Origin of the sequence: Leifsonia sp. 71-9, from assembly GCF_001898805.1 — a bacterium.
Taxonomy (GTDB): Bacteria; Actinomycetota; Actinomycetes; order Actinomycetales; family Microbacteriaceae; genus Leifsonia.
The window spans coordinates 187,991-209,061 of the sequence record NZ_MKVJ01000001.1 but is presented as its reverse complement, the minus strand read 5'-3'; the positions used below and the strand labels follow the sequence as shown (position 1 = coordinate 209,061).

The following is a 21,071-nucleotide window of genomic DNA, read 5'->3' as shown; positions in this document are numbered from 1 at the left end:
ATGGTGAAGAAGACGCTACGCCACCGAGAGGACCACGCATGAACGACGCCACACCCCTCACCCGCCGTACCCTCGTCCACATCGGCGGCGTCACGGCCGCCGGGGCGGGCGCGCTGCTGCTCGCCGCCTGCACCTCCGACGGTGCGGGAGGGGCCGGTTCGGGCGGTTCCGGCTCGGGGAGCTCGGGAGGCGGCGGGAAGACCACGGTCGCGCTCTCGTCCATCCCCGTCGGCGGGGCGGTCTCGGCGTCGATCGGCTCCGCGCCGATCGTCGTCTCGCAGCCGACCGCGGGAAAGGTGGTCGCGTTCAGCGCGGTGTGCACCCACCAGGGCTGCACCGTCGCGCCGCAGGGCAAGGAGTTCGACTGCCCCTGCCACGGGTCTCGGTTCGACGGCACGACGGGGGACGTGCTGAACGGCCCCGCGCGCGATCCCCTGCCGAAGCTGACGGCGACCGTCAGCGGCGACACGGTCACGGTGACGAGCTAGCCGATCATGGAGGTCAACGGACTCCCGCTCCACGTCCTCCTGGTGCACTTCGTCGTCGTCCTGGTGCCCCTGACCGCGCTGTGCGCGCTGGTCGTCCCGCTCTGGCCCGCCGCACGCCGGCGGCTCGGGATCGTCACGCCGCTGCTCGCCCTCGCGAACGTCGTGCTGGTGCCGATCGTGACGGACGCCGGCGAGTGGTTGCAGGCGCGCGTCCCCTCGACGCCGCTCATCCGGGAGCATGCTGCGCTCGGGCAGGGGCTCTATCCCTGGGTCGTCGCGCTCTTCGTCTTCACGGCGCTGCAGTGGGCGTGGTTCTTCTTCGTCGATCGCCCGGGGCGGGCGCGGCGCCCGTCGGCGACGGTGCGCACGATCGCCGTCGTGGTGCTGGCCGTGATCGCCGCGGTGCTCGCGGCGGGGACGATCGTGGACGTCGTGCTGATCGGCGAGGCCGGGTCGCGCGCGATCTGGGAGAACTCGTTCTCCCCCACGCCGCTGCCGACCCCGGGGACGAGTTCGACGCCGTAGGTCAGCCGCGCTTGGTGAACTGCACCGGCTCGTCGAGGTAGGGCGTCCAGGCGGCGCGCTCGGTCTCGTTGATCCGGCGCGGGCGCTGGGTGCCGGCGTCGACGAGCACGATGGTGGTCGCGGCCCGGGTGAACAGCGTGCGCGGCTCCGTGCCCTCGGGCGACCACACCTCGTAGCAGACCTCGAGGCTGGCGCCGCCGAGCCGCCCGATCCACAGCTGCACGTCGAGCGGCGGCCGCAGGTACGGGATGGGCGCGAGGTATTCGATCTCCTGGCGCGCGATCAGGGTGAGCGTGTCCGCGCCCGGCCGTCCGTCGAGGACGGCGGTCGATCCTCCGACCGCCGCCTCGGCGTCGTCGGTGACCCAGAACGCCTCGATGCGCGCCTCTTCGAGCAGGCGCAGCATCTCGGCGTTGTTGACGTGCCCGTACGCGTCCAGGTCGCTCCAGCGGAGCTTGATCGGTACGTGCAGTCGCATGGGTCTCCTCCGGTGGTGACTAGTCGCGCGTGAGCTTGCGGTACGCGGAGCGGTTCGGCTTCGCGGCGTCCGGGCCGAGGCGCTCGACCTTGTTCTCCTCGTACGCCTCGAAGTTGCCCTCGAACCAGTACCAGTTGGCCGGGTCCTCGTCGGTGCCCTCGTAGGCCAGGATGTGCGTGGCGATGCGGTCGAGGAACCACCGGTCGTGGGTGATGACCACGGCGCAGCCGGGGAACTCGAGCAGCGCGTTCTCGAGGCTGGAGAGGGTCTCGACGTCGAGGTCGTTGGTCGGCTCGTCGAGGAGCAGCAGGTTGCCGCCCTGCTTGAGGGTGAGCGCGAGGTTCAGGCGGTTGCGCTCACCACCGGAGAGCACGCCGGACTTCTTCTGCTGGTCCGGTCCCTTGAAGCCGAAGGTCGAGACGTAGGCGCGCGACGGCACCTCGGTCTTGCCGTCCTGGATGTAGTCGAGACCGTCCGAGACGACCTCCCAGACGTTCTTGTTCGGGTCGATGCCGCCGCGGGTCTGGTCGACGTACGAGATCTGGACGGTCTCGCCGACCTTCAGGTCGCCGCCGTCGAGCGGCTCGAGGCCGACGATCGTCTTGAAGAGCGTGGTCTTTCCCACGCCGTTCGGGCCGATGACGCCGACGATGCCGTTTCGCGGCAGCGTGAAGGTCAGGCCGTCGATGAGCGTGCGGTCGCCGAAGCCCTTCTGGAGGTTCTTCGCGTCGATCACGATCTGGCCCAGGCGCGGGCCCGGCGGGATCTGGATCTCCTCGAAGTCGAGTTTGCGCGTGCGCTCCGCCTCCGCCGCCATCTCCTCGTAGCGCGCCAGGCGCGCCTTCGACTTGGCCTGACGGCCCTTGGCGTTGCTGCGCACCCAGTCGAGCTCCTCCGAGAGGCGCTTGGCGAGCTTGGCGTCCTTCTTGCCCTGGACCTCGAGGCGCTCGCGCTTCTTCTCGAGGTAGGTCGAGTAGTTGCCCTCGTACGGGTACAGGTGGCCGCGGTCGACCTCGGCGATCCACTCGGCCACGTGGTCGAGGAAGTACCGGTCGTGGGTCACGGCGAGCACGGCACCGTGGTACTTGGCCAGGTGCTGCTCGAGCCAGAGCACGCTCTCGGCGTCGAGGTGGTTGGTGGGCTCGTCGAGGAGCAGGAGGTCGGGCTTCTGGAGCAGGAGCTTGCAGAGCGCGACACGGCGCTTCTCACCGCCGGAGAGGGTGTTGACCGGCCAGTCCCCCGGCGGGCAGCGCAGCGCGTCCATCGCCTGCTCCAGCTGGGAGTCGAGGTCCCAGGCGTCCGCAGCGTCGATCTGCTCCTGCAGCGTGCCCATCTCCGCCAGCAGCGTGTCGAAGTCGGCGTCGGGGTCGGCGAGGAGCCCGGAGATCTCGTTGAAGCGGTCGACCTTGCCCTTGATATCGCCGACGCCCTCCTGGACGTTCTCGAGCACGGTCTTGCTCTCGTCGAGCAGCGGCTCCTGCATCAGGATGCCGACGGAGTAGCCGGGGGTCAGCTTCGCGTCGCCGTTGGAGGGCGTGTCGAGGCCGGCCATGATCTTGAGGATCGTGGACTTACCGGCGCCGTTCGGGCCGACCACACCGATCTTGGCACCCGGGAGGAACGCCATGGTGACGTCGTCCAGGATGACCTTGTCGCCGACCGCCTTGCGGGCGCGCACCATCGAGTAAATGTATTCGGCCACGTTTCTTCTCTAACTCCCTGTCGTCCGCTCGGCGCGCGTCGGAGAACTTCCCGATCGCCGCCCTGTACGAGGATACCGGCTGCGACGCGCCGGGGTCTTCCGGCCTTCGCCGGCCGGCCTGCTACCAGTCGATCGGGCGCGTCTGCCCGATGAGGCACGCTCCGGTGGAGAGCACCGGCGTCACCTCGCTGTTGTACCCGCCCGCGTCCGCGCCGTTCTGGCCGATCAGGCAGGTGTCCCCCATCTTGACGGAGAACTGGATGCTGTTCGCCTTGAGGCCGATGGTCGTGGTGTCGACCGTCACCTGCATGTCGGCCTTGGTGAAGCCGGCGGCCACGAGCGCGTCGATGAAGTCACGGCCCTGAGCGCCCGGGTTGGCGGCGAGGGTCGCCTGGTTGACCTTGTTGAAGAACGGCAGGTTCTCCTGGGCCGTGCCGCCCGGCACGAGCTCCGGAGCCGGCGTGCCGGTCGCGGTGGGGGTCGGCGTCGGGGTCGGCGTCGGCGTCGGGCTCGCCGTCGGCTTCGCGCCCGGCGTGCAGCCCGTGAGCGCGAGCGCCAGCACGGCGGCGGCGAGGACGCTGGTCGCTGCGCCCGCCCGGATTGCGCGCGACCGGTCCGTGGGCCGGCTGCGGAGAACGGGGCGTCGCGTCATGGGGTACACGTTATCGACCCTTCGCTGGGGATGCGTCGGGAGACACCCGCACACGCGTGAATGCCGATCGGCCGCGCGCGAGGTCATGGCCGATCGCCGCGGCCTCCACCTCCGCCGCGGCCCCGGGATGCTCGCCGCCCCACTCCCGGATGACCAGCCGCCCAATGACGAGGACCGGATCCCCCTCCTCCAGCGAGCCGGCCGCGTTCACCGCCAGCCGCCGCAGCGCGCTGACCGTGAACCAGCTGCGGTCGCGCGACGCCCCGGCCAGCAGCCGGAAGCTGGTGACCGCCAGCCCCTCCTCCGTCACCACGTGCCGCGGCCGCGTGGCGACGACTCCGCGAACCGTGAACGATCCGTCCATCCCGTTCCCTTCCGCTCCGGCGTGTGCCGGACGCGGTCCCAGCCTGCCGCGGACGCAGCACTCCCGACGCCGGCGGCCGGGATTCGTGGAGAACCCCCGTAAAGGTCCGTCTTGGGGAGAGCCGCGTGCGGATGCGCGACACAGCGCGGCGGCTGCGGCCTGCGGCTCCCGCCCGCGGTTACCATCGGCGCATGCACTGGTGGAATGACTTCGTCGATTGGTTCCTCGCACCGGCCACGCGGCCGGTCATCTTCTACGGCGCCGTCCTCGCGGCCGCCGTCATCGTGTCCGGCCTGCTCGCCGCGTGGATCGCCCGCGGAGCCCTCAAGGGACTCCTCTCGCGCACCGACCGGCAGCAGAAGGCCTCCGCGATCGCCGCGCTCGTCGACGCCGCGACCGAGGCCTCCGTCTGGAACTCCCTCACCCCCGCCGAGCAGGTCCTCTCGGACCGCGCGGTCGGCCAGGCCGACATCCTGGTGCGCCTCCTCCCCATCAAGGGCTCGGGCGTCGCGGCCAACTGGGCCGGCCACCAGCTCGCGGAGATGAAGCGCGCCTCCGCGACCTTCGGCTACCAGCTCGACCCGGCCATCGCGGAGTTCCGCGACCGCCTCATCGAGTGGCAGAACAAGCCGGGACGCGCGCGCAAGATCTTCCAGAACGACCTGGAGCGCTGGCGCTTCGAGAGCACCGACGGCGACCGCAGCGTCATCCAGCAGCAGGATGCGTGGGTCGCCCAGCAGCACCACGAGCAGTACGCGACCCCGGCCGCCACCGGCCAGACCACCCCGGACAGCGGCCCGCTCAGCGTGCTGACGACCCCGCCCACCACCGGCGAGGGGAACGACACCGCTCCGACCTCGCGCCTCGGTCAGCCCGTCTGACCCTGCTCCGACGCGTCACCACCTGACCGAGAGGGGGCGCCGGCTTCGTGCCGGAGCCCCCTCTCGCGTTCCGCGGCGTCGCCGCGGGCGACCTCACTCGGAGTAGTCGCCGCGCTCCTGCCACCAGGAGTCGAACATGCTCGCCGGGACGCGCCGCTTGTGCTCCGTCGCGAGGTACCGCGCCTCGATGGCCGCGGCGTTCTCCTCCGGGACGTCGCGCCCCTCCAGGAAGTCGTCGATGATCGTGTAGCTGAGGCCGAGGTTGTCCTCGTCGGTCTGCCCCGGGTTGTGGTCCAGGAGGTCCGCCGTCGGCGCCTTCTCGTACAGCCGGGCCGGTGCGTCCAGCTGCTGCAGGAGGGCCTTGCCCTGACGCTTGGTCAGCCCCGTCAGCGGCAGCACGTCGGTCCCGCCGTCGCCGTACTTCGTGAAGAAGCCGGTCACGGCCTCCGCCGCGTGATCAGTGCCGACCACGAGCAGGCGGCGCTGACCCGCGATCGCGTACTGCGCGACCATGCGCATCCGCGCCTTCACGTTGCCCTTGGTGAAATCGGTCATCGCGTCGCCGACCGCGTCGGCGTACTCGTCCTGCACGCCGTCCGTGCCGCGCTGGATGTTGAACGTCACGACCCGCTGCGGCCGGATGAAGGAGAGCGCGAGCTGCGCGTCGTCCTCGTCGTGCTGCACCGCGTACGGCAGGCGCACGGCGATGAACTCCGCATCCACGCCCCGTTGGGCGAGGCGCTCGACGGCCAGCTGGCTGAGCCGTCCGGCGAGCGAGGAGTCCTGCCCGCCGCTGATCCCGAGGACGAAGCCGGAGGCGCCGGTCACGGTGAGGTAGCGGATGAGGAAGTCCACCCGCTTCTCGACCTCGGCGGCCGCGTCGATGGTGGGGCTGACGTTCAGTTCGGCGATGATCCGTGCCTGCAGTTCGCGCATGACCCCACGATATCCCCGGCGCGTTTCGGTCGTGTGAACGGCCCTTCCAGATCGCGAGAGCGGGCGGATAGCATCGGCCCATGTCCCCCGACATCGCCACCGTCGTGATCGTCCCGCTGCTCGCCGTCGCAGCGCCGATCCTGGCGCGGCTCGTCGGCCGGGTGGCGGCCATCCCCCTGGTCGTGTTCGAGATCCTGCTGGGACTCCTGGTCGGGCCGAGCGTGCTCGGCTGGGTGCCCGCGAGCGACGCGCTGCACGCGGTCTCCAACTTCGGGCTGGCTTTCCTCTTCTTCATGGCGGGCAATGAGATCGACTTCCCCGCCATCGCGGGCCGGCCGTTGCGGCGCGCGTCGCTGGGCTGGCTGATCTCCCTGGTGGCCGGCGTCCTCATCGCCGTCCTCCTGTCGCCGTCGTTCGTCACGGCGGTCTATGTGGGGATCGCGCTCACGTCGACGGCGCTGGGAACGCTGATGCCGGTGCTGCGGGATGCGGGCGAGCTACGCACGCCGTTCGGGCGCGCCGTCACCGCCGTGGGCGCGGTCGGCGAGTTCGGCCCGCTGCTGGCGATCTCGCTGTTCCTCAGCGGCCGCAAGCCGCTCGCCGCCGCTTTGGTGCTCATCGGGTTCGCCGTCGTCGCCGGGGCCGCCGTCTGGTTCGCGTCCCGCGGCGCGCATCGCGGCTTCCATCGGCTGGTGCGCGCGACGCTGCACACCAGCGGGCAGTTCGCGGTGCGGTTCGTCGTCCTGGTGATCGCCGCGCTCGTCGGCCTCAGCCTCGCCCTCGGGCTAGACATGCTCCTCGGCGCCTTCGCGGCCGGCGTCATCTGCCGCGTCCTCCTCTCCGGAGGCGACGAGGAGGACGCCCACCAGATCGAGGGCAAGCTCGAGGCGGTCGCGTTCGGCGTGCTCGTGCCCGTGTTCTTCATCACCACCGGCATCGGGTTCGACCTGCGCGCCCTGGTCTCGGACCCGCACGCGCTGCTCCTGCTGCCGATCTTCCTCGTGCTGCTGCTGATCGTCCGCGGGCTGCCCGGCTCCCTCGCCGCGCCGCCCGGGTCGACCCTCGCCGATCGGGCGTCCATCACGCTCTTCAGCGCGACCGGCCTCCCGATCATCGTCGCCGTCACCGGGATCGGCGTCTCGGCCGGTGACCTCGAACCCGGGACCGCGACCGCCCTCGTCGGCGCGGGGATGCTCTCGGTGCTGATCTTCCCGCTGGTCGCGCTCGTGCTGCGCAAGCGCTCCTCCGACGGCGGCGCGCGCCCGGCCGACCCGGACCACGTCCCGGTCGTCGGCTGACCGCTACGGCACGCGTGTGACCGCCCGCGCGAGGATCGCCGTCGTCAGCGCCTCGATCGGCTCGCTCGCGGCCGCCGGGTTCGACAGCAGCGTGAAGTCCACGTGCCCCAGCTCCGGCAGCGAGAAGCGGTTCGTGACCTTCACCAGATCGGTCGGGATGAGCGAGCGCGGGAACACCGCCACGCCGATCCCCGCGCGCACCGCGGCGAGCACCCCGTTGACCTCGCGGGTGTTGCACGTGATGCGCCAGGTGCGCCCCGCCTCCTCCAGCGCGTCGATCGCGATCTGACGGCTGAGGCTGGTCCCCTGGTAGGCGATCAGCGGCAAGGGCTGGTCGGGGTCGAAGACCGTCTTCTCCTGCCCCATCCACACGAGCTCGTCGGTCGCGACGACCGTGCCCTCCGTCGTCCCGGGGTTCTGCTTGATGAAGATGAGGTCGAGGTGCCCCGCCTTCAAGCGCCGGTGCAGCGGACCCGACTGGTCGACGGTGAGCTCCAGGTTGATCTGGGGATGCTGCTGGCGGAAGTGCCGCAGGATCCGCGGCAGCGTGGTGATCGCCAGGTCGTCAGCGGCGCCGAAGCGCAACCGGCCGCGCATCGCGGACCCGCTGAAGTAGCGGTCGGCCTCCGCGTGCGCCGCGAGGATGGTGCGGGCGAACCCGGCCATCGCGTCGCCGTTGTCGGTCAGCCGCACCTCGCGGGTGTCGCGGGCGACCAGCTGCCGTTTGGCCGCCTCCTCCAGCCGCCGCACGTGCTGGCTGACGGTCGGCTGGCTGATGCCGAGCCGGCCCGCCGCGCGGGTGAAGCTGCGTGTGTCGGCCACGGCGAGGAAGGTGCGGAGCAGCACGGGATCGAACATCATCCATCCATTCGGAAAGCCAATAGGAGTTATAGCTTCGATTGGACCAAACAATACCCCGCCGCGACGTACAGTCGAAGGAGCACATATACGGAACCAGACATCTCGATACACACGCAAGGAATCTCGTGGCGACCTCCACAGCAGCAGCACCGCCGACCGGCCCCATGCCCGTGCTCAGCACGCGGCCCCCGTGGAGGGAGACCTTCGTCTCGCTCCGCGTCCGCAACTACCGCATCTTCGCCGCGAGCAACCTCGTCGCCAACACCGCCGTGTGGATGCAGCGCATCGCGATGGACTGGCTGGTCCTCCAGCTCTCCGGGAGCGTCGCCGCCGTCGGCATCACCGTCTTCATGCAGTTCACGCCGATGCTCGTCCTCGGCCTCTACGGCGGCGTGCTGACCGACCGCTACTCCAAGCAGCGCCTGCTCATCATCACGCAGTCGGCCGCCTCGGGTCTCGCCGTCGCGCTCGCGGTCCTCACCCTGACCGGCAACGTGCAGGTGTGGCACGTGTACCTCATCTCGTTCCTCCTCGGACTCGTGACCGTGGTCGACAACCCGGCCCGCCAGGTGTTCGTCAACGAGCTCGTCGGCCCGAAGTACCTCCGCAACGCGATCAGCCTCAACTCGTCGATCTTCCAGCTCGGCGGCCTGATCGGTCCCGCCGTCGCCGGCCTCCTCATCACCGCGGTCGGCGGAGGCTGGTCCTTCGTGATCAACGCCGGCGCGTGCCTCGCCGTCGTCGGCGCCCTCTGCACGCTCCGCCGGGACCAGCTGCACCGCTCCCCCGCCGCTCCCCGCGCCAAGGGCCAGCTGCTCGAGGGGATGCGGTACGTGCGCCGCAAGCCCGTCATCTTCTGGACCGTCGTCATGGTCGCGATCATCGCCGTCTTCGCCTTCAACATGCCGGTCTTCCTGGCCGCGTACGCCAACAACGTCTACGACGTCGGCGCGCAGGGCTACGGCCTCTTCAACGCTCTCGTCGCCGCCGGTGCACTCGCGGGGGCGCTCGCCTCCACGCGCCGCACCAGTGTTCGGCTTTCGATGGTCGTCGGCACGGCGGCCGCCCTCGGCGTCGTGCAGGCCCTCGCCGGATTCGCACCCAGCGAGATCGCGTTCGGCATCCTGCTCGTCGGCATCGGCGTGGGCAACCTGCTCTTCATCACCGCCGCGAACTCGCTGGTGCAGATGTCGTCCAACATGCAGATCCGCGGCCGCGTCATCTCGCTCTACATCCTCGTGCTGCTCGGCGGCCAGGCCATCGGCGGACCCGTCATGGGCTGGCTCGTGGAGGCGATCGGCCCGCACACCGCCATGATGATCTCCGGCATCGTGCCCGCCCTCGCCGCGATCGTGATCGGCGTGCTCATCGCCCGCCAGGCCAGCCTCCGCCTGCGCTTCGGCCTCCGCGGCCGCCGCCCCGTCATCGCCATTGTGACACGCGCGGGAAAGAGCGGCGCCACCCTCTGACCCGCGCGCCGGTCGCGCGCGCTTCGGGGGGCTGAGGCGTCACGACACGCCCTTTTATGCGACCGTTCAGGCCGCTGGAGGGCGTGTCGCGACGTCTCACCGCGGGCGGGAGCGGGAGGCGGGCTGCGCTATCCTTGTGGGCGCGCCCCCGTAGCTCAGCGGATAGAGCAGGAGCCTTCTAATCTCTTGGTCGCAGGTTCGATTCCTGCCGGGGGCACCACTGTGTCCCGCGCTCTCGCGGTGCTTCTCATCCCTTGGTCGCAGGTTCGATTCCTGCCGGGGGCACCAGCTTGTCGAGCAGACAACCACTAACGACTGGACCTTCTCATCTCTTGGTCGCAGGTTCGATTCCTGCCGGGGACGCCACTGTGCCGGAACAGCTCTCGCGGTGCTACTCATCTCTTGGTCACAGGTTCGATTCCTGCCAAGGCACCACTGTGCCGGAACAATCGTCGTGGGCCGCTTCAGACCGCCTTCGCCGCCGCCACCAGCACCTGCTGCAGCGTCGGCACGCCCTCGGCACGGAAGATCTCCTCGCCGTCCGCACCGAGGACGATCACGGTGGGCGTCGAGCGGATGCCGTCGCGTTCCGCGCGGTCGAGGGCGCGGGTCACGTCGAGCTCGGCGACGGTGAGCGCGGGGACGAGCCGGGCCGCCTCGGCGAGCACGGCGCGGGTCTGCATGCACGGCTCGCAGAAGGCCGAGGTGTACAGGGTGAGTGCGATGCCCTCGGTGACGTCCCGGGCAACGGACGGTGACGAATCCACGCTGTCAGTGTACGTCTGGCGAACGCGTGTCGACGATCGCCCCATCGACGGCGCGATGTCACCCGCGCGTCATCCGGCGGGCCGAGAATCGCCCCGTGAGCCGGTCCAGCTTCTCTCGGTACGTCGCCCTCGGAGACTCGATCACCGAAGGGCTGTGCGACGCCGCCCCGAACCGGCACGGGAGCTGGCTGGGCTGGGCCGACCGGCTCGCGGGCATCCTCGACGGCGACGCACGACTGGCCGGCCACACGCTCGAGTTCGCCAACCTCGCGGTGCGTGGACGCCGCATCGCCGACGTCGTCACCGACCAGGTGCCGCACGCCGTCGAGATGCGGCCCGACCTGGTGTCGGTCCTCATCGGCGGCAACGACCTGATGAGCCCGAAAGCGGATCCCGACGCGCTCGCCGCCGAGCTGGAGACCGGGGTCCGGGCGTTGCGCGCGGCCGGGTCGAACGTCCTGCTCGCGAACCTCTTCGACCCGCAGTTCGCGTTCTTCTTGAAACCGTTCCGCGGGCGCGCCGCCGTCTTCAACGCCAACATCTGGAGCATCGCCCGCGACCACCAGGCGACCGTGCTCGACGTCTGGGGTGTCCGGGAGTTCCAGGAGGCCGGGATGTGGGCGTCCGACCGCGTGCACCTCAGCTCCCGTGGCCACCGCGCCCTCGCCAGCCTCGCCGCGCACACCCTCGGCGTCCCGTACGCCGAGACGGCGCCGCTCGACGAGTCGTCCACCGCCGACGCCGCAGCGCATCCGGCGCCCGATGAGATCCCCTTCCGCACTTGGCTGCGGGTCTACGCCATCCCCTGGGCAGGCCGCCGCCTGCGGCACATCTCCGCCGGCGACGGTCTCGACCCCAAGCATCCCGTGCCACGCCCGGTGCCGTGGGCCGTCGGAGGGCCGCACTAAGATCGAAGACATGGCTAACTCCTCGGATCGACTGGTCTGGATCGACTGCGAGATGACCGGACTCGACCTCGAGGTCGACGAACTGGTCGAGATCGCCGTCGTCATCACCGACTTCGAGCTGAACGTCCTCGACCCCGGACTCAGCATCGTCATCAAGCCCGACGCATCGGCGTTCGAGAACATGAACGACTTCGTCCGCGACATGCACACCACCTCCGGGCTCATCGACGAGATCCCGAACGGCATGGGACTGGCCGAAGCCGAATACGAAGTGCTGGAGTACGTGCTCAAGTTCGTCCCGAACGCCCGCACCGCACCGCTCGCCGGCAACACAATCGGCACCGACCGCATGTTCCTCGCCAAGTACATGCCGCGCCTCGACAACCACCTCCACTACCGCAACGTCGACGTCTCCTCGATCAAGGAGCTCTCGCGCCGCTGGTTCCCCCGCGTGTACTTCAACGCGCCCGGCAAGAACGGCGGACACCGCGCCCTCGCCGACATCCTCGAGTCCATCCGCGAGCTCGACTACTACCGCGCAGCAGCCTTCGTGGGCGAGCCGGGACCCACCACGGAGCACACTCAGGAGGTCGCCGCGGCCGTGGTGGAAAAATGGGCCCCGCGGATGTACTAGAATCGATGAGTTGCCTCGGCCGGATCACCTGAAACGGTCGCAGGACATGGTGGGTATAGCTCAGCTGGTAGAGCGCCTGGTTGTGGTCCAGGAGGTCGCGGGTTCAAGCCCCGTTACTCACCCCAACGAAAAGCCCCGGTCACGTCGACCGGGGCTTTTCGCATACGCCGCCTACCCTCGCTGAGCGTGTGCGGCGTCGCGGTACGTTTGCGCGTACCCGACAGGGCGCAGACGCACCAGGAGGGCGCAGTCGCACGGCGCCGCGCTCACTCCGGGCTGCGGTGGATCAGGAAGATGCCGCCGTGGAGCGGGAGGTGGGCGCGTTCCGCGTCCGTCTCCACGAAGGCGTCGATGACGGCGACGAGGCGGCGGTCGAGTTCGGCGAGGTCGTCCTCGGACAGGTGCAGAGCGAAGCGCGCAGAGGTCGCGATCGAGTCAAGGCCGGCCTCGGCCAGCTCCTGCTGGAACGCATCCACGGGCGCCAGCTCCTCACTCGGATCGAGGTCGTCCACCGCGACCGACAACCACCAGCTGCGGCCGGTCGACCGGTACGGCTTCTCCAGCGCACCGCTCTCCCCCGTGCGCGCCGCGGCCGGTTCCAGGAACCCCGCATCCACCAGCTGTCGCACATGGTAGAGCGCGGTGCCGGGGTCGACCCCCAGGCGGTCGGCGAGCTGCTTGTTGGTGAGCTCCCGCTCGCCGCAGAGCCGGATGATGCGCAGCCGGAGCGGATGCGACATCGCCTTGATCTCTTTGACGGTCGCCGGGCGGCGCTTCGCCTCCGGATCGATGCTCGGATCACGTTCCATGCCGCTCACCCTACCCCTCGAATCGAGTTCTCTCACATCGATTGAGTTCTCTCAATCAGTGTGCGATGCTGCTCTGCGTGACCTCGAAACGACTCGGCGCGCCGTTCTGGACGCTGTGGAGTTCGGCCGGCTTCTCCAACCTGGCCGACGGCGTGATGAAGGTCGCCCTCCCGCTGGTCGCCGTCCGCTACACCGACTCGCCGCTCCTGATCGCCGGGCTCGCCTTCGCGTTCTCGCTCCCCTGGCTGCTCTTCGCCCTCACCGCCGGGGCGCTCGCCGATCGCCTGGACCGGCGGCGCCTGATGATCGGGGCGAACGTCGCCCGCGCCGCCCTGCTCGCCGCGCTCACGATCGCCGCGGTCGCGGGAGCGGGCTCCATCTGGCTGCTCTACGTCGCCGCCGTGTGCGTGGGAACCGCCGAGACGGTCTACGACACGTCGTCGCAGTCGATCCTGCCGCAGCTGGTCGGGCGGGACGCCCTGTCCCGGGCGAACGGGCGACTGTATGCGGCGGAGCTCGCCGCCAACCAGTTCATCGGGCCGCCGCTCGGCGGATTCCTCGTCGCGGCGGGCGTCGGGCTGGCGTTCGGCGCCCCGGTCGCGCTGTGGCTCGTCGCGATCGGACTCCTCCTGCTGCTGCGCGGGAGCTTCCGCGCCGACCACGCGGGCACGACCACGATCCGCGCCGACATCGCGGAGGGGCTCCGCTTCCTCTGGAGCAGCACCCTGCTGCGGGTCCTCGCGTTCATGGTGGGCGGCTTCAACTTCGCGAGCAACGCGATGTTCACGGTGTTCGTGCTCTACGCCGTCGGCCCGGCGTCGCCGATGGGCCTCGACGACCCGGCCTACGGCCTCCTCCTCACCGCGTCGGCCCTGGGTAGCGTGCTCGGCACCTTCCTCGCCGAGGGCGCCGAACGGCTGCTGGGCCGCTCCCGCGCGCTCACCGTCAGCATCGCGGGCTCGGTGCTGACCGTGGCGACGCCCGCATTCACGACCAGTCCGTGGGTCATCGGCGCCGCCTTCTTCGTCGGCGGGGTGACCGTCGCGATCTGGAACGTGATCACCGTGTCCCTCCGGCAGCGGGTGACGCCGCACCGGCTCCTCGGCCGGCTCAACAGTGCGTACCGGCTGCTCGCCTGGGGCACCATCCCCCTGGGCGCGGCGGTCGGCGGGATCGTCGCCCAGGTCTTCGGGCTGCAGGCGGTCTTCGTCGGCGCCGGCGTGATCGTCCTGTGCCTCCTCACAGGGATGATCTGGGTCACCGACAAGCGCATGGCCGAGGCGGAGAGCGCCGTGACGGAACCCGAGGCGCACGCCGCCGAAAGGTGACACGTACACGACTTTGCCAGGGAGCACACCCGAACCGTCCAGAGTGAGCGCCTAGCGTTGTCGGCTGACGACAGCGAATGCCGTCCGTGCCGCGCCGCGTGCGTCCTCCCCCAGCTCGACCCCCGACCCAGGACGCCGCACTGCGCGTCGCACCCCGCGCCACGCGCCGCGCCCTTCCGGACCACGGGTCCAACGGACGCTTCCGTGCGTGCTGACGCGGGTTCCAGCCCGCCCGTCCGCGCCCCCGCGCGGCACGGACGGGCCCGTCGGAGCCTCCGGCGGGCCCGTCAGGCGGGGAAGCCCGACCCAGGAACCGAATGCTCAGCACCCTTCGCAACGCCATCCAGAAGACCGACGTCCCCTTCGGCCGCATCGTCACCGGCGCCGCCGCCGTCCTCATGTCCGCCAGCCTCATCGGGCCGGCCCTGAGCGCTCAGCAGCAGAGCGAGCGCTCGACCCGCGAACTCTCCGACTCGACCGGACTGCACCGCGAGCAGCTCTCCATCTACGACAAGATCGTGCGCGACCGCCTCGAGGCGGAGGCGAAGCAGACCCTCGCCACCGCCCAGGCCACCGTCGCGGCGAACGAGACGAAGACCGACGCGTCCGCGGCGAAGACCGCGATCGCCGGGCTCGACTCGTACGCGAAGCTCGACGACAGCAAGCTCCGCACGACCATCGACAGCACCACGGCCGCCACGACGGCGCTGGCCGCGGCCGGAGCCGAGGCCGACCGCGTCGCCGCCGAGGCCGCCGCAGCCGCCGCTGCCGCTGCCGCCGCCGCCAACACCCCCGACGGAGCGAAGGCCGCGGCGCGTTCCATCGCCGCCTCGCAATACGGCTGGGGCGACGACCAGTTCCAGTGCCTGAGCAGCCTCTGGCAGAAGGAGTCGAGCTGGAACTACCAGGCCTCCAACGGCGGGAGCGGCGCGACGGGCATCCCGCAGGCGCTGCCCGGCAGCAAGATGGCCTCGTTCGGCACGGACTGGGCCACCAACGCCACCACGCAGGTGAAGTGGGGCCTCGACTACATCTCGCGCTCGTACGGCACCCCGTGCTCGGCGTGGGGGCACTCGCAGTCCGTCAACTGGTACTGAGCGGACGACTCCGGCTCACCCGCGCGACGCCGGTAGACTCGCGCGGGTGAGCACCGTTCCCGCCTCCCCCAGCCCCAGCACCGCGGAGGTCCGCGGCGCCCACCTCGTCGGCAGCGTCAACCTGCCCGATGCCGAGAGCGTCCTGCGGGCGGTCGGCGAGCGACTCGGCGACCGGATGCACCGCATCCCGGACGGCGAGGTCGGCGAGCGGTTCTACTGGATCCAGTTCCAGACGCGCCGCTTCGACACGATGTCCGGGATCTCCCGCATCGCCGTCGAGCCGTTCTATCTGCGCGAGCAGTTCGACGCCCGGCCGTTCCAGCTCGACGACGGCGTCTCCGCCGACGACCTCGTCTTCCCCGACCTGGGCTACGCGGACGCCGCTCTCGAGTCGTACGCCACCTTCGCGCGACTCGCCGACGAGGGCGTGTTCTCTCCGGGGACGCGCTTCCAGGTCTCGCTGCCCACTCCCGCGGCGATCGCGGGCGCGTTCGTCGTGCCTCAGGACCGCGCCGCCTTCGAGCCCGCCTACGAGCGCGCCCTGCTGGGCGAACTCGCCCGCATCGTCGACGCTATCCCGCACGAGCGCCTCGCCATCCAGTGGGACACCGCCGTCGAGTTCGGTCTGCTGGAGGGACGCATCGAGCCGTGGTTCGACGACGTCCTCGGCGGCGTCGTCTCGCGCGCCGTCCGGCAGGCGCAGGCGGTTCCCGCCGACGTGGAGGTGGGCTACCACCTCTGCTACGGCGACGTGGAGGAGGCCCACTTCGTCCAGCCGGCCGACGCCGGCTGGCTCGCGGCCGTGACCAGCGGCATCCTCGACGGCGCGGGACGGCCGGTGGCGTTCATCCACCTGCCCGTGCCGATCGAGCGCGACGACGCGGCGTACTTCGCCCCGCTCGCGGAGGTCGAGATCCCGGCCGAGACGGAGCTCTATCTCGGGCTGCTCCACCACGAGGACGGCACCGAGGGCGCAGAGCGCAGGATCGCCGCCGCGTCGACGGCTCAGCCCCGATTCGGCGTCGCGACCGAATGCGGCTTCGGTCGCGGCCCGAGCGAGCGCACCGCCGGTCTGCTCGACCTGCACGCCGCCGTCGCGGGCGCGTGGTGACGGTGCCCCTGCTGCTCGACGAGGACGCGTTCGAGGCGCTCGTCACCGAAGAACTGGACGAGCTGCCCGACGAGATGATCGACGGCCTCGAGAACGTCGTCTTCGTCGTGGAGGACCGGCCGGAGGACGGCTCTCTCGACCTCCTCGGCCTCTACGACGGCGTCGCGCTCACGGAGCGGGACTCGTACGGGTTCGGCGAGATGCCCGACCGCGTCATCCTGTACCGGGAGCCGCTGCTCGCGATCTGCGAGACGATCGACGAGCTGCGGGACGAGATCCACATCACGCTCGTGCACGAGATCGCGCACTACTACGGCATCGACGACGAGCGCCTGCACGAGCTCGGCTGGGCCTGACGGCGCGACGAGCCCGGCGTGCGGGATCGGCTCAGAGGGACTCTTCGTCCTTGTCGGCCTCGACCGGGTCGCTGTCAGGCGCGTCGAAGTGGTAGCTCACGTGCTTCTCGCCGTTGACCTCGCGCTCGTCGCCGGCCACGTACCAGAACAGGGACTCGAGGCCCTCGACGGCCGCGACCGCTCCGATCCGCTCGTCCACCTTGCCGTCGACGAGGTAGCGGCGCTCGATGGTGCCGACCAGCGGGCCGTCGGCGTACTCGACGATGTACTCGGGGTCGTGGGCCTGTGCATCACTCATGGCTCAACGTTAGTCCCCCGCGTGACGCACACGGGCCGGGCCGAGCGGCCAGTCGGTGACGTCGAGCCGGAGGGAGGCCGCGGCGCGCGGCCGCTCGCGCAGGAGGTACGCGTCGAACTCGGCCTGCCAGCGGTCCCAGTTCTGCGCGAAGGTCGCGCCGTCGCGGTCGAGGGCGCGGCGTTTACGGAGGGTGTCGTCGGCGTCGAGCCACAGCGCGAGGTCGGCCGCGGCGACGTTCGCGCGCGCGAGCGTGCCGCATCCCTCGACGATCACGGGCTCGCGGCCGTGCACCTCCACCCAGTCCGCCGGCCGGTTCTGCGCCCAGTCCCACCGCCGCCAGCGCCCGGAGCCGGTGCGGCGCAGCGGCTCCAACAGTTCCCGCCCGAGCGCCGTGCTGCCGGCGTCGAGGCCGTCCCAGCCCGGGTAGAGGTCGTCCATGCGCACCAGGCGCGGCGTCCCCTCCGCCGGCCAGGCGCTCAGGAGGTCGTCAGCCAGCGAGCTCTTGCCCGCGCCGCTCGGCCCGTCGATCAGCACGACCGGCGCGTGGTCGTGCGCGTTCGCGACGGCGGCACGCACGACGTCGGCGAGCCGCGCGCGGTCAGCGGCCCAGGACATTCCAGCTCCCCACGACGACGGCGACCGTGACCGCGACGGCGGCGACCAGGGCGGCGACACCGAGGGCGGCCCAGTCGCGCCTGCGGAACACCGACGGCCGCGCCCACGTCCGCGGCGTGGGCGAACCGAAGCCGCGCGCCTCCATCGCCGTCGCGAGCTTGCTGCCCCGGCGGATGGAGAGCACGAAGAGCGCGAAGGACTGTCCGAGCATCCGGCGCAGCGCCCCGCTCTCGGCGATGCCGCGCGCACGGCGCGCCAGCGTCAGCGCCCGCCAGTCCTCGGCGAAGAGTCCGACCAGGCGCAGCCCCGCGAGGCCGCCGAGCACGAAGCGCGCGGGGAGGCGGAGGAGCTGGGCGAGGCCGTCGGCGAGGTCGGTGGGGTCGATGGTGATGAACAGCAGCACCGCGGGGAGGCCGATGGCCAGGATGCGGAGCATCGTCGCCAGCCCGAGCTGCAGCGACCCGTCGCTGACTTCCACCGCCCACCACTGCAGGTAGACCGTGCCGGACGCGCGCCCGTAGAGCGCGGTCGTGAGACCGGCCAGCGGCGCCGCGATCCAGATCGGCGCGGTGCGGACGACGAGGGTCCGCGCCGGGATGCCCGAGAAGGCGACCAGCACGAGCTCGAGGGCGAGCGCGACCGCCGCCGACACGGGATCGATCGAGACGAGGAGCACCACGGTGACGATGAGCGCGGCGCCGAGCTTGGCGACCGGGTTGAGCGTCGCCAGCGGACCGGAGCGTACGGGTTCGAGCATGGTCATGCCGCCACCTCCCGTCCCGCGCCGAGTTCGAGGGTGATCGCACCGATGGCCGTCACGAACTCGGCGTCGTGCGTGGCGGTGACGATCGCGTGTCCCGCGGCGCGCAGCTCGGCGATCGTGCGCACCATCCCGCGCCAGGTGTTCGCGTCCTGCCCGAAGGTGGGCTCATCCAGCACGAGCATCCGCGGCCGCGTGGCGAGCGCCGTCCCCACCGAGAGACGCCGCTTCTGGCCGCCGGACAGGGTGAAGGGGTTCGCGTCGGCGACGGCCGAGAGGGCGAGGCGGTCCAGGAGGTCGTCGACGCGGGCGGCGATCTCGGCCTCGGGGAGTCCGAGGGCCCGCGGACCGGCCGCGAGCTCGTCGCGGACGCGGGAGGCGACGAGCTGGTGCTCCGGGTTCTGGAACACGCTGCCGATCCGGGTGAGCAACTCGCGCGAGCGCCACGCCTCCGGATGCGGATCCGCGTCGCCGGCGAGGGCGGCTTCGGCGCGGAGCGTTCCGCCGAGCACCGGCAGCAGCCCGCCGAGGGCCAGCGCGAGCGTGGATTTGCCGGCGCCGTTGCGACCGGTCAGCGCGAGGGCGGAGCCTTCGGCGAGGTCGAGGGACACGCGCTCCGGAAGCGCGCTGCCGATGGGCGTGCGACGAGCGGATCGCCGCCGGCGACGCGCGACCGCCGGACCGCGGCCGAACGCGAGGTCCCGGGCGGTCAGCAGCGCGGCGCCGGGGGTGACGGCCTCCGGCGCGGGCACCGTCTCGTCCGGCAGCCAGACGCCCGCCGAGCGCAGCGTGCTCGACGCGTCGGCGAGCACGGTGTCCGGATGGCCGTCCGCGAGCACACCGCCGTCGGCGGCGAGCACGATCACGCGGTCGACGAGGTCGCGCCACACCGCGACGCGGTGCTCGACGACGACCAGCGTCGCGCCGGAGACGGCGAGGGCGGCGGCGACCGCATCCCGCACCTCCTGCACTCCGGCGGGGTCGAGGTTGGCCGTGGGCTCGTCCAGCAGCAGCAGCCCCGGCCGCATCGCGAGCAGCCCCGCGAGCGCGAGCCGTTGCTTCTGCCCGCCGGAGAGGTGTGCGGTGGGATGGTCGAGCGGCACGTCGAGCCCGACCGCGTCGAGCGCGGCGCGCACCCGCGGCCAGATCTCGTCGCGCGGCACGCCGAGGTTCTCGCACGCGAACGCCACGTCGTCGCCGACGCGCGCGAGGATCACCTGGGCGTCCGGGTCCTGCAGCAGCAGTCCGGCCGTGCCGCGGGCGTCGGCCGGAGGGCGTCCGCCGACCGCGAGCGCCCCCTTCGTCTCGCCGTCGTCGTCTCCGCCGAGCACACCCGCCAGGCCGGCGAGGACGGTGGATTTGCCCGCCCCCGACGCGCCGAGCAGCAGCACCCGTTCCCCGGGCTCGATGCTCAGGGTGAGGTCGCGGACGGCCCAGGCCGCCCGTCCGGAGTAGCGCCAGCCCCAGCCGCCGACCCGAACGGCGGCCGGGACCGGCGGTCCCTGGGTCACGGGATCGTGAGCGATGGTCAGACCCGCCCCGTCGCCTCGCGCCCGGCCGCGAACCGGCTCAGCGCCCCGGTCCGTGCGAGGGCGCGCACCAGCAGCCACGAGAGCAGTCCCGCGACCAAAGCGCCCGAGACGGTCGTGGTGATCGTGTAGACGGCCGCGAACTCCGGCTTGGCTCCCGGATACCAGTAGAGGAGGTCGAGGATCGATTCGCCGAGCCCGGCGCCCGCTCCCGCGAGGATCGCCGGGACGATCTTCCAGTTGGCGTAGAGGAAGAGCGCGAAGACGATCTCCGCGCCGAGGCCCTGCACGACGCCCGAGAGCAGCGTCGCGAAGCCCCACTGGGTGCCGATCAGCGCCGAGACGATCGCGGCGACGAGCTCGCCGTAGAGGGCGGCGCCGGGCTTGCGGACAATGAGCGCCGTGAGCACTCCCGCGAACAGCCAGGGGCCGTTGAGCAGCCCCTGGAAGCCGGGCAGCACGGCGCTGACCGGGCCGGAGATCGGGTTCTGGACCTGTCCCCAGACCCAGAAGACGACGCCGGCGGCGACGGCGACGACGCTGGCGACGACGATGTCGACGACACGCCAGCGGAGGACGCGCGCCGGGCGCGTCGCGGACGGGGTGATGGTTGCGTGCACTGTTCGTGCCCTTTCGCTCAATGGAAAAGAGGGCACGGGATTGTGAGATGGCCTCCCTGCGCTGGCATGATCCAGATCAGGTTCGACGGTCGAAGCTTGGAGAAGCTTCCTCTCAGCCCGGCTCACCGGACTCCCGTGTTCGCGACCAGTCTAGTGCGACATCACTTCTTCAGGGCGCGGATGACGCGCGACCACGCGTGTCCCGCCACCCACAGGAACGGGATGCCGACGGCGAGCAGCGTGATCAGGTTCGGGCGGAAGCGCACACCGTCGGCGTCGCTGACGTAGGCGCCGAACGGGATGGACACGCCACCGCCGCCGGCGCCGCCGGGACCGTCCTCGCTGTCGGAGCCGGTGCCGGCGCCGAAGCCGAACTGCACGGCGGCCACGGGGACGATGGTCGTGCCGTCGATGACGACCGGCTCGCCGTAGACGGATTTGATGCCGGACGAGCTGATGGTCTCGGCGAGCTTGAGCGAGATGTTGGTCATGCCTTCACCGTACCCGCCGCACTCCCAGCATGACCAGGGCGGTTGCCAGGCTCCTCCCGGCGTTCGCGGCGGGTTCTCAGCGAGAGGCCCGGAA

At 71.2% G+C, this 21,071-nt stretch carries 25 protein-coding genes, 2 tRNA genes and 1 riboswitch; of the genes, 13 read left to right on the top strand and 14 right to left on the bottom strand.

Going from position 1 to position 21,071, the window contains the following annotated elements:
- The first annotated feature begins 38 nt into the window (after positions 1-38).
- Positions 39-488, top strand: coding sequence for a Rieske (2Fe-2S) protein (locus BGO91_RS01055; RefSeq protein WP_290471024.1), 450 nt, complete (start codon positions 39-41; stop codon positions 486-488).
- Positions 489-494: 6 nt separating this feature from the next.
- Positions 495-1,013, top strand: coding sequence for a DUF2231 domain-containing protein (locus tag BGO91_RS01050; protein ID WP_290471023.1), 519 nt, complete (start codon positions 495-497; stop codon positions 1,011-1,013).
- 1 nt (position 1,014) lies between these two features.
- Here the strand turns inward: BGO91_RS01050 and BGO91_RS01045 are convergent, their stop codons facing one another.
- The 4 genes from BGO91_RS01045 to BGO91_RS01030 all read right to left on the bottom strand — a co-directional run bounded on the left by BGO91_RS01045 (position 1,015) and on the right by BGO91_RS01030 (position 4,209).
- Positions 1,015-1,491: a thioesterase family protein gene (locus BGO91_RS01045; RefSeq protein WP_290471022.1), complete on the bottom strand. Its 477-nt coding sequence runs from the start codon at positions 1,489-1,491 to the stop codon at positions 1,015-1,017.
- A gap of 19 nt (positions 1,492-1,510) precedes the next feature.
- Positions 1,511-3,193: an energy-dependent translational throttle protein EttA gene (ettA, locus tag BGO91_RS01040; protein WP_290471021.1), complete on the bottom strand. Its 1,683-nt coding sequence runs from the start codon at positions 3,191-3,193 to the stop codon at positions 1,511-1,513.
- A gap of 121 nt (positions 3,194-3,314) precedes the next feature.
- Positions 3,315-3,845, bottom strand: a complete 531-nt coding sequence (locus BGO91_RS01035; RefSeq protein ID WP_290471020.1) for a hypothetical protein — start codon at positions 3,843-3,845, stop codon at positions 3,315-3,317.
- Positions 3,846-3,855: 10 nt separating this feature from the next.
- A complete protein-coding gene (locus BGO91_RS01030; RefSeq protein WP_290471019.1) occupies positions 3,856-4,209 on the bottom strand; it encodes a single-stranded DNA-binding protein in 354 nt (117 codons plus the stop codon).
- 191 nt (positions 4,210-4,400) lie between these two features.
- On the opposite strand from BGO91_RS01030, the gene BGO91_RS01025 reads away from it, so the two are divergent.
- Complete coding sequence (locus BGO91_RS01025; RefSeq protein WP_290471018.1) at positions 4,401-5,090, top strand: hypothetical protein; 690 nt, start codon at positions 4,401-4,403, stop codon at positions 5,088-5,090.
- Positions 5,091-5,183: 93 nt separating this feature from the next.
- Here BGO91_RS01025 and nadE read toward each other — a convergent pair whose 3' ends face one another.
- Positions 5,184-6,026: an ammonia-dependent NAD(+) synthetase gene (gene nadE / locus BGO91_RS01020; RefSeq protein WP_290471017.1), complete on the bottom strand. Its 843-nt coding sequence runs from the start codon at positions 6,024-6,026 to the stop codon at positions 5,184-5,186.
- An 80-nt stretch (positions 6,027-6,106) separates the two neighbouring features.
- Here nadE and BGO91_RS01015 point away from each other — a divergent pair, with 80 nt between their 5' ends.
- Positions 6,107-7,324: a cation:proton antiporter gene (locus tag BGO91_RS01015; protein ID WP_290471016.1), complete on the top strand. Its 1,218-nt coding sequence runs from the start codon at positions 6,107-6,109 to the stop codon at positions 7,322-7,324.
- A 3-nt stretch (positions 7,325-7,327) separates the two neighbouring features.
- Here the strand turns inward: BGO91_RS01015 and BGO91_RS01010 are convergent, their stop codons facing one another.
- Positions 7,328-8,182 carry a LysR substrate-binding domain-containing protein gene (locus tag BGO91_RS01010; RefSeq protein WP_290471149.1) on the bottom strand — a complete coding sequence of 285 codons (855 nt, stop codon included), beginning with the start codon at positions 8,180-8,182 and terminating at the stop codon, positions 7,328-7,330.
- A 167-nt stretch (positions 8,183-8,349) separates the two neighbouring features.
- Here BGO91_RS01010 and BGO91_RS01005 point away from each other — a divergent pair, with 167 nt between their 5' ends.
- Complete coding sequence (locus tag BGO91_RS01005) at positions 8,350-9,654, top strand: MFS transporter (RefSeq protein ID WP_290471148.1); 1,305 nt, start codon at positions 8,350-8,352, stop codon at positions 9,652-9,654.
- 144 nt (positions 9,655-9,798) lie between these two features.
- A tRNA-Arg gene (locus BGO91_RS01000) sits at positions 9,799-9,874 on the top strand.
- Positions 9,875-10,118: 244 nt separating this feature from the next.
- Here BGO91_RS01000 and BGO91_RS00995 read toward each other — a convergent pair.
- Positions 10,119-10,421: a thioredoxin family protein gene (locus BGO91_RS00995; protein ID WP_290471015.1), complete on the bottom strand. Its 303-nt coding sequence runs from the start codon at positions 10,419-10,421 to the stop codon at positions 10,119-10,121.
- A gap of 95 nt (positions 10,422-10,516) precedes the next feature.
- Between BGO91_RS00995 and BGO91_RS00990 the strand changes: the two genes are divergently transcribed.
- From BGO91_RS00990 to BGO91_RS00980, 3 genes are all read left to right on the top strand, one after another.
- Complete coding sequence (locus BGO91_RS00990; RefSeq protein ID WP_290471014.1) at positions 10,517-11,329, top strand: SGNH/GDSL hydrolase family protein; 813 nt, start codon at positions 10,517-10,519, stop codon at positions 11,327-11,329.
- A 10-nt stretch (positions 11,330-11,339) separates the two neighbouring features.
- Positions 11,340-11,963, top strand: coding sequence for an oligoribonuclease (gene orn, locus BGO91_RS00985; protein ID WP_290471013.1), 624 nt, complete (start codon positions 11,340-11,342; stop codon positions 11,961-11,963).
- Between the two features lie 49 nt (positions 11,964-12,012).
- Positions 12,013-12,088, top strand: a tRNA-His gene (locus BGO91_RS00980).
- A 141-nt stretch (positions 12,089-12,229) separates the two neighbouring features.
- On the opposite strand, the gene BGO91_RS00975 is transcribed toward BGO91_RS00980, so the two are convergent.
- Positions 12,230-12,772 carry a winged helix-turn-helix domain-containing protein gene (locus BGO91_RS00975; protein WP_290471012.1) on the bottom strand — a complete coding sequence of 181 codons (543 nt, stop codon included), beginning with the start codon at positions 12,770-12,772 and terminating at the stop codon, positions 12,230-12,232.
- Between the two features lie 77 nt (positions 12,773-12,849).
- Here BGO91_RS00975 and BGO91_RS00970 point away from each other — a divergent pair, with 77 nt between their 5' ends.
- The 4 genes from BGO91_RS00970 to BGO91_RS00955 all read left to right on the top strand — a co-directional run bounded on the left by BGO91_RS00970 (position 12,850) and on the right by BGO91_RS00955 (position 16,664).
- Positions 12,850-14,100 (top strand): MFS transporter, encoded by a 1,251-nt coding sequence (locus tag BGO91_RS00970; RefSeq protein ID WP_290471011.1) that lies wholly within the window; start codon positions 12,850-12,852, stop codon positions 14,098-14,100.
- Between the two features lie 317 nt (positions 14,101-14,417).
- Complete coding sequence (locus BGO91_RS00965; protein ID WP_290471010.1) at positions 14,418-15,197, top strand: hypothetical protein; 780 nt, start codon at positions 14,418-14,420, stop codon at positions 15,195-15,197.
- A gap of 46 nt (positions 15,198-15,243) precedes the next feature.
- Entirely contained in the window at positions 15,244-16,308 is a 1,065-nt protein-coding gene (locus tag BGO91_RS00960; protein WP_290471009.1) for a hypothetical protein, read from the top strand.
- Positions 16,309-16,382: 74 nt separating this feature from the next.
- A complete protein-coding gene (locus tag BGO91_RS00955; RefSeq protein WP_290471147.1) occupies positions 16,383-16,664 on the top strand; it encodes a metallopeptidase family protein in 282 nt (93 codons plus the stop codon).
- A gap of 31 nt (positions 16,665-16,695) precedes the next feature.
- Here BGO91_RS00955 and BGO91_RS00950 read toward each other — a convergent pair whose 3' ends face one another.
- The 6 genes from BGO91_RS00950 to BGO91_RS00925 form a co-directional block, all read right to left on the bottom strand.
- Positions 16,696-16,962 carry a hypothetical protein gene (locus BGO91_RS00950; RefSeq protein ID WP_290471008.1) on the bottom strand — a complete coding sequence of 89 codons (267 nt, stop codon included), beginning with the start codon at positions 16,960-16,962 and terminating at the stop codon, positions 16,696-16,698.
- A gap of 9 nt (positions 16,963-16,971) precedes the next feature.
- Positions 16,972-17,577 (bottom strand): ATP-binding protein, encoded by a 606-nt coding sequence (locus BGO91_RS00945; protein ID WP_290471007.1) that lies wholly within the window; start codon positions 17,575-17,577, stop codon positions 16,972-16,974.
- A complete protein-coding gene (locus BGO91_RS00940; protein WP_290471006.1) occupies positions 17,561-18,340 on the bottom strand; it encodes an energy-coupling factor transporter transmembrane protein EcfT in 780 nt (259 codons plus the stop codon). The genes BGO91_RS00945 and BGO91_RS00940 overlap by 17 nt, the downstream gene beginning before the upstream one ends.
- A complete protein-coding gene (locus BGO91_RS00935) occupies positions 18,337-19,848 on the bottom strand; it encodes an ABC transporter ATP-binding protein (RefSeq protein WP_290471005.1) in 1,512 nt (503 codons plus the stop codon). The genes BGO91_RS00940 and BGO91_RS00935 overlap by 4 nt, the downstream gene beginning before the upstream one ends.
- Before the next feature lie 17 nt (positions 19,849-19,865).
- Positions 19,866-20,486: an ECF transporter S component gene (locus tag BGO91_RS00930; protein WP_290471004.1), complete on the bottom strand. Its 621-nt coding sequence runs from the start codon at positions 20,484-20,486 to the stop codon at positions 19,866-19,868.
- Positions 20,487-20,522: 36 nt separating this feature from the next.
- Positions 20,523-20,633: riboswitch (TPP riboswitch) on the bottom strand.
- A gap of 14 nt (positions 20,634-20,647) precedes the next feature.
- The gene (locus tag BGO91_RS00925) at positions 20,648-20,977 is read right to left on the bottom strand and encodes a spore germination protein GerW family protein (RefSeq protein ID WP_290471003.1); all 330 of its coding nucleotides are present in this window, start codon (positions 20,975-20,977) and stop codon (positions 20,648-20,650) included.
- Between the last annotated feature and the right edge of the window lie 94 nt (positions 20,978-21,071).